This is a genomic window from Pirellulales bacterium, assembly GCA_035656635.1.
GTDB lineage: Bacteria > Planctomycetota > Planctomycetia > Pirellulales > JADZDJ01 > DATJYL01.
In genome coordinates this window covers 1-6,191 of the sequence record DASRSD010000047.1, presented here as the reverse complement: position 1 = coordinate 6,191, position 6,191 = coordinate 1, and the positions used below count along the sequence as shown (strand labels likewise).

The window sequence follows — 6,191 nt, the reverse complement described above, 5'->3', positions numbered from 1 at the left end:
GCTCCGCGATGGTGCCCAGCGAACCACCGACAAACTTTGGCAACTCTGCGGCAAAGTACTCGATCTATTCACCGAAAGCGAATGCCGCAACTACCTCCAACACTGTGGATGCCGCTACAATTAACCGACGACGGCACTAGAATCGCTGTACTTAATTGAGTTCGCCACCATTGATGAGCCGGCGGTATTCGCTGCCGGGGATGCGCCACTTCCCGCTGGCATCTTTTTCGCACTCAATTTTGCCTCCATTGCACCAATTCTCACGAATGGTGAAAGGCTTTTTGCCCAGCGCTTCGGCTAGCTCCTCAGTGGAGTAAAACTCTTTCGTTGTTTCGTTGGCGAGCAAGTTGCGCACTTCGTCCAGAATCAGCTTGGCGAATTCTTTCGCATAGCTGCGCAGGTCATCGCGCAGCGGCAATACATCGGCTGTCATCTTCTCTTCCTTTTGCATCGAAATGGGGAACAAGTATCAGTAATTGTTGACGTAGCTTTGGCCGCGCGGCGAGTGATGCGCCCGAAAGCGTAATCACCGCCAGCGCGGCGTTGGTTTGTTGGGTAGTGCGGCCGTTGGCTCTTGCTTCGGCTTTGGGTAGCCAGTCGCGGAGTTCCGACCATTCGGGGCCGGCGTCGAAAATCTCAGCCAGGCATTCTTGAAATACGCTCATGCCCGCCTCTTTCGTTCCGGCTCATTGCTGGCAGCGGCAACGCAGTCTCCGAGTCTCGACGTGATGTCATCGACCGTGGATTCCCAGTTGGGAAATTTTCCGGTCAGACATTCCGCTATTAAGTTGCAAACAGCCGTCGCGAATTTCTCTAGCGCGGAACGCGTCAATAATTCATTTTCGCGCAACCGTCGCTGCATTTCGGATTCGCTCAGCGACGCAATTACCTTTAGACAGTCTCTGACGGCCGGCAGAGTGCGTTGTCTTTCGATTTTGTCGCAATCGACCAGTTCGTTGAGCATCGCTTTTGCGAGCGCTAGCTCTTCACGCAAATCAACGTTCTCAGCATCGCGGAATTTTGCGACCTGTTCGTTGAAGCGAGTTTCGTTGTAACGGTATCGGACCGCGTGTTTATCATCCATTTAATTTGTCTCCTAAAAGAAAGCCGGCGGCGGTACGATTGAGAGAACCGCCGCCGGCGCGTCGCCGGGGAAAGATTACCCAGCGTTGATTTGTTCTGCCACAGCGGCGCTTTTTGCTTCACGCTGCGCCCGGGATGCGAATTGTTCCCACTCTGGGGAATCGGCAGCGACCTTTGGGTACTTGGTTGCAGTCAGTGTCGGTGTCGGCAATTCCACCGTGACCGGCCGGCTTTCCAAAGCGTCGCGACGTTTGCGAAGTGCGGCTACTTGCTCATCCAGTTTAGAAACCTCGCCGTCGATGCGATCGCGCTGCCGCCCGTGCCAAGCGTCAAGCAGTACTTGTGGTTCGGCCATGATGTCCGAAGTTTCTACCGAGTAACGAATCGTGAGTAAATCATCCATGTCCTCCTGTGTAAGCTCATCATTGAACTTAGCAGCTTGAATCAGAGCGTCGATTTTCGCCTTGAGCTTCACTCGCTCCGGCTGTCCTTGAAATTCAGCAGCGACTTTTTCGGCTGCTTTGCGGACTTCCCACTCGGCTTCCTTGCGCTTGAGCATCTCTTCGCGAGATTCGCGTTTGTTGCGTTTCGCATTTAAGGCCAGGGTGTACGGATTCTGTTCGCGAGAATCGAAATGCTGAGGCGGGTCAACACGATTGTCGGCGATCTGCTCCGCAGCGGTGCGCAATTCTTTATGTTCGACGCCGTGCAGTAACTCTGTATCGCTCAGCGGACGGCCGGCGTGTGCCTCCAACGCCGCAATAACTTTACTGCCGTGGTCCATAGCGCGTTCTAATGCAGCGTCGCGACTTGCTTTGTTCCCTTCAACAAAGTCGAAGGTTGAGCTATCGAGCCATAATCGGAATTTGCCATGTTGAATTGAGTATTTAACTCTTGGATTTATCATTGTTGTCCGTTTTACCCTGCTTAGGAGAAGATTCGCAGCGCGCAGGTTTGCGCTGAGAATGCAAATACGTTGAAAGTTGCTGCCGCATCATTTTGTAATGCCATGCGTTGCCCGGCAGCAGTAGAAATTGTTGATCCCCGGCGCAGAGATACGCGTCGCCGCTGGCATCGCGCGTGACAGCGACGCCCTTTGGGAGCACACCGCAAAAAGTTAATCCGGCCGTTTTTGCGTGAATGAATTCGGCGTCATTGCTGAAATAATGCTTAACGCCGCTTGTGCCCCGACAAAAAGTGCCGTGCTCGTCGCTAGATACGACAACGCCGCCACCTATTGGAATATGCCGGCTGCCGCTGCGGGGCGACTGCTCCGCGCGGGTGAGCCGGCCGGCGCGCCGGACATTGCGTCGCCGTTGTTCATTGTACTAGTTTCAGTTCGAGGGAGGTAAGAAACGGCGTGGCAAATTCGCGCATCCAACTATTATTGGTAAACGCTTTCAGCCGAAACTTGACCTCAGTCGCCGGATTCGACGGGAAGCTGTCATCTCGCGAATCAACAGAATCGAGCGCGGAAAGTAAAACCCACAAAGCGCCGAGCCGGTCGCCCTCACCTTGTGCGCTGCTGTCGAGTGGACCGGATTGCAGCACACGCTTGTAACAAGAACTCATTTTCAATACTCCAAATGTTCGCCGCAAAATGTTTTGCAGTGGCGGCGTGTTGCACTGCGTTTAGTTTTTCCAAAAAAGCGCCGGCTTATTCCGGCGATAGTTGTCGAACAAAATTTCTGGGTCGCGCCCACTGCGCAGGGCTAGGGCGACGTGGTGGAAACATTCGCCAGGACGCTTTGCGCCCATCTCTCGGCAGATTTCGACGATCTCGCGGTCCGTAATCCGAAACGGAAAATCTTTATTTAACAAATTCTGACTCCTCGTAAGTTTGGCCCCAGCGCTCAATGCTAGTTTCGAGCGGCTTAATGCCGAGTCTACGGCAGTAGGCATCGCAGCCATCTTTCCGGCTGATGATGCGCTGCCGCCATTCGTTCAGCGCCGTGGCCGGTCCGCCAAGAGATAATCCAAATTTTGTCGGCTCCTCCGTTTCAGCACGGCCAGCGACGAATGATGCGGGCGTCAATAGATTGTCTGATTGGTAGTCGGCGTCGATGCCAAATCGCCGATCAACCACCGCACCGTTTCGCCGGCTCGCGGCTCCAGCGGTTCGTCATGGCAATGGCAGCAAATTCTTGTAGGCAAGCCGTTCTTTACATATTCAACCACCGCCCAGCGCGGATGTTTCGTCATCGCATCATCCTGTTGTTTTATTTCACGGTCAAGTTTTACAAATGGCGTGACGTTCGTCGCCGCGTAGGTTATAATTGAGATACAAGGGGAATCAACAATGAAAATCATTGGCTACATTCGCGTCAGTACCCAAAAGCAAGGCCGATCTGGCTTGGGTTTGGAAGCTCAGCGTAAAGCCGTCCAGGACTACGCCAGTTTGACGAACGGTCAGTTAGTGGCGGAGTTCGTGGAAGTGGAATCGGGCAAGGATAATGCCCGCGTAGAGCTTGCTAAAGCCGTTGCACGGGCAAAAGCCGTTCGCGGCAAGCTAGTTGTCGCCACGTTAGACCGGCTTAGCCGCAAAGTGGCATTTATCGCTAATTTGATGGAAACCAACGTCCAATTTGCTTGCTGCGATGCCCCAAACGCTTCGGCCTTTGAACTCCACGTCAGAGCAGCAATGTCAGAGGAAGAGCGCCGCAAGATTAGCGAACGAACCAAGCTGGCACTGGCAGCCGCCAAACGCCGTGGCGTGCAATTAGGGGCCAATCGACGCGGGCATCGTGCCATATTGAAGTCGGACAAGATGGTCCAGCACCTGGACCGCATACGTGCTTGTTCCATCGCAGCACGTCATCAAAACGCAGCACAACGCCGTGCCGAGTGCTACGGACATCTACTGCCGACGATCCAAACAATGGTCGATGATAATGCAACGCTGCAAGAAATCTGCGATTCACTGAACGCTGATGGCCACACGACCACAAGCGGCGGCAAGTTTTATGCGAATACAGTTCGTCGCTTGGTTTCTGCGTTGCCCGTTATCGCCGCTGCGATGTTCGCCATTCGATGATCGAAAGACATGGGTGTAGGGTCAAATTCGCTCGCCGAAGCCACCCTATCGCATCTGGCGGAAAGCGCGGCCCTTTCTACTGGCCGCTATCTTTGTAAGTAAACGGCCAACGCGTTCTAAGGCATCGCAGACGTTTAGAGTGCAAGGAAGCTCGCAGCAGCGAGCACGCACACCCGCCGACCCTGATTGGAATGCGGTATCCGTTACGACAAAGAACCCAGCTAAATGATTGATACGAAACCGGGCCGTATCTACACGTGTAATGGCGCTCCTGCGATTAATGGTGGCAATTTAAGTGGCGCAGATTGGGAATTCTAGCTGCTTTGCCGACGAAATTGATCTAGCCCAAATTGCCTCAAACGGGCTATCATTGCTGGCATGGAAGCGCTTTCAGCCGAAATCATTAACCTTCTTAATACTCTGGTGCCAGGTTTTCTGGCCGCTTGGATTTTCTACGGTCTCACTGCGCATCCTAGAAAAGAACCGTTTGAGCGAGTTGTTCAAGCGCTGATTTTCACGGTAATCATTCGCGGGCTGACGATCATCGTCCGTTGGTTTGCTCTTTTGCTTGGCCACTTATTCGTGATTGGCGAGTGGACAAACAACGTCGATTTAGTTTGGTCGCTTTTGATCGGCGCTGCATTCGGCCTAGGAGTTGCCGGCTGTGCTAATAACAATACGATTCATTGTTTCCTCTGGAATCGTCGCTGGAACTTTCGGAAGCGGCGCGGCGACGACCGCAATAAAGGCTGGGTCTGGACAAAGCGGACCGCATATCCGAACGAGTGGTTTAGCGCGTTTCACCAAGAGGATCGGAACATTGTTTTGCATCTCAAAGGCAGCCGGCGCTTGTATGGCTGGGCGGAAGAGTGGCCTGACTCACCTGATAGCGGTCACTTCGTGATGATTAACATCGAATGGCTGGATGATGACAACGTCCGACATGCCCAAGACCGCGTATCACGATTACTGTTGTCGGCAACCGACGTAGAAATGGTCGAGTTCGTCAAGTATGAATCTGAAATTACAGTCGCACCTGAAATAGTTGAACAGCGTCAGAAAGAACTAATCGTGCTCCAGAAGAAAGGAACCGCACATGGGAAGCAAGTTTCCACAGCCGCCTCCGAGCCGGGAGCCACAGCGCCCAACAAATTGCACAACGGAGAACCTGTCAGCACAACAAAGACCTAGCGCAGCAAAGCCATCACCGCCCGCACCACCACCACCAAAAAAACCAAATTAGACGGAGAGTTTTAGCATGGCACAGCGACGTGAAGAACCAGAAAAGTATTCCAAGAATTATCCGCCAAGGGAAATCTTGGAGAGTTACAACGGACCCGTAATGAATACAGCCAATACTGGCAACACTGGCGGCAGAGAGAATAGTGTCGGCGGTCCCGACCGTGGCGCGAAACCGAACCCGCCCGCACCACCACCCCCGAAGAAAAGCTAGGAGTAAACGATGGACAAAACTGCCTCACACAATCCGCCTCCGCATTCAAACCGTTCGCACAATCCACCGCCGCCCCAAGCGCAAGCAATTCAAGGTGGTGTGAAGCAGCCTATAACCAATGTAGCGAAGCCAGCGCCACCAGCGCCGCCGCCACGCAAGAGCTAGACATGACGCTTAACGAACTAATTGAACTAATTGAAAACTCGTCCGCCAATCATTGGGATAAGTTTGAATATCCCACTGTGCATAGTTGGGATCATGGCAGCCGGCGTGAAGACGGACAGATGCACCCCTATATCGAACCGAACGCACACACGATGTTAGCGGTCTACGCGGAAGATATTGATATTACACTTGCCTATGGTGGAACCAAGAAAGAAGAGTTTTCGGAACCGTGGACGGAGCGTTTTTCTGACCCGAGCGCTAGTTCCGTTTCCGTCACTGCGCAATATCGTGGGCAGCCGGTTCATCAATGGACTTTTGTGACAGTGGACGGCGGGAAATTTATGGTTCCTTTGCCACAACGGGATGATGATGGCTTCTATATAGATGGTCGCCAACTTCCGATGGCAAATTTAATGTTTGGACTTTGGGGACATGGTGGAGCACACAAGACTCTAG

General features: G+C 53.1%; 9 protein-coding genes. 3 read left to right on the top strand and 6 right to left on the bottom strand.

All coding sequences use genetic code 11. The features are described 5' to 3' along the window. Positions 1–151: 151 nt before the first annotated feature. The 6 genes from VFE46_03920 to VFE46_03895 all read right to left on the bottom strand — a co-directional run bounded on the left by VFE46_03920 (position 152) and on the right by VFE46_03895 (position 3,285). Positions 152–433, bottom strand: a complete 282-nt coding sequence (locus VFE46_03920) for a helix-turn-helix domain-containing protein (GenBank protein HZZ27132.1) — start codon at positions 431–433, stop codon at positions 152–154. Continuing rightward, on the bottom strand, positions 402–665 hold the full coding sequence (locus tag VFE46_03915) for a hypothetical protein (protein HZZ27131.1): 264 nt from the start codon (positions 663–665) through the stop codon (positions 402–404). Before VFE46_03915 ends, VFE46_03920 begins: the two co-directional genes overlap by 32 nt. After that, complete coding sequence (locus tag VFE46_03910; GenBank protein ID HZZ27130.1) at positions 662–1,084, bottom strand: hypothetical protein; 423 nt, start codon at positions 1,082–1,084, stop codon at positions 662–664. Before VFE46_03910 ends, VFE46_03915 begins: the two co-directional genes overlap by 4 nt. 75 nt (positions 1,085–1,159) lie before the next feature. Beyond that, entirely contained in the window at positions 1,160–1,867 is a 708-nt protein-coding gene (locus tag VFE46_03905; protein HZZ27129.1) for a hypothetical protein, read from the bottom strand. A 536-nt stretch (positions 1,868–2,403) separates the two neighbouring features. Next, on the bottom strand, positions 2,404–2,655 hold the full coding sequence (locus tag VFE46_03900) for a hypothetical protein (protein HZZ27128.1): 252 nt from the start codon (positions 2,653–2,655) through the stop codon (positions 2,404–2,406). Positions 2,656–3,114: 459 nt separating this feature from the next. Then, positions 3,115–3,285, bottom strand: coding sequence for a hypothetical protein (locus VFE46_03895; GenBank protein HZZ27127.1), 171 nt, complete (start codon positions 3,283–3,285; stop codon positions 3,115–3,117). 97 nt (positions 3,286–3,382) lie between these two features. Between VFE46_03895 and VFE46_03890 the strand changes: the two genes are divergently transcribed. From VFE46_03890 to VFE46_03880, 3 genes are all read left to right on the top strand, one after another. Beyond that, entirely contained in the window at positions 3,383–4,117 is a 735-nt protein-coding gene (locus tag VFE46_03890; GenBank protein HZZ27126.1) for a recombinase family protein, read from the top strand. Positions 4,118–4,495: 378 nt separating this feature from the next. Further along, entirely contained in the window at positions 4,496–5,308 is an 813-nt protein-coding gene (locus VFE46_03885; GenBank protein ID HZZ27125.1) for a DUF6338 family protein, read from the top strand. Positions 5,309–5,737: 429 nt separating this feature from the next. Further along, positions 5,738–6,191, top strand: a 454-nt coding sequence (locus VFE46_03880) for a hypothetical protein (GenBank protein ID HZZ27124.1), incomplete at its 3' end; no start/stop codon positions are given.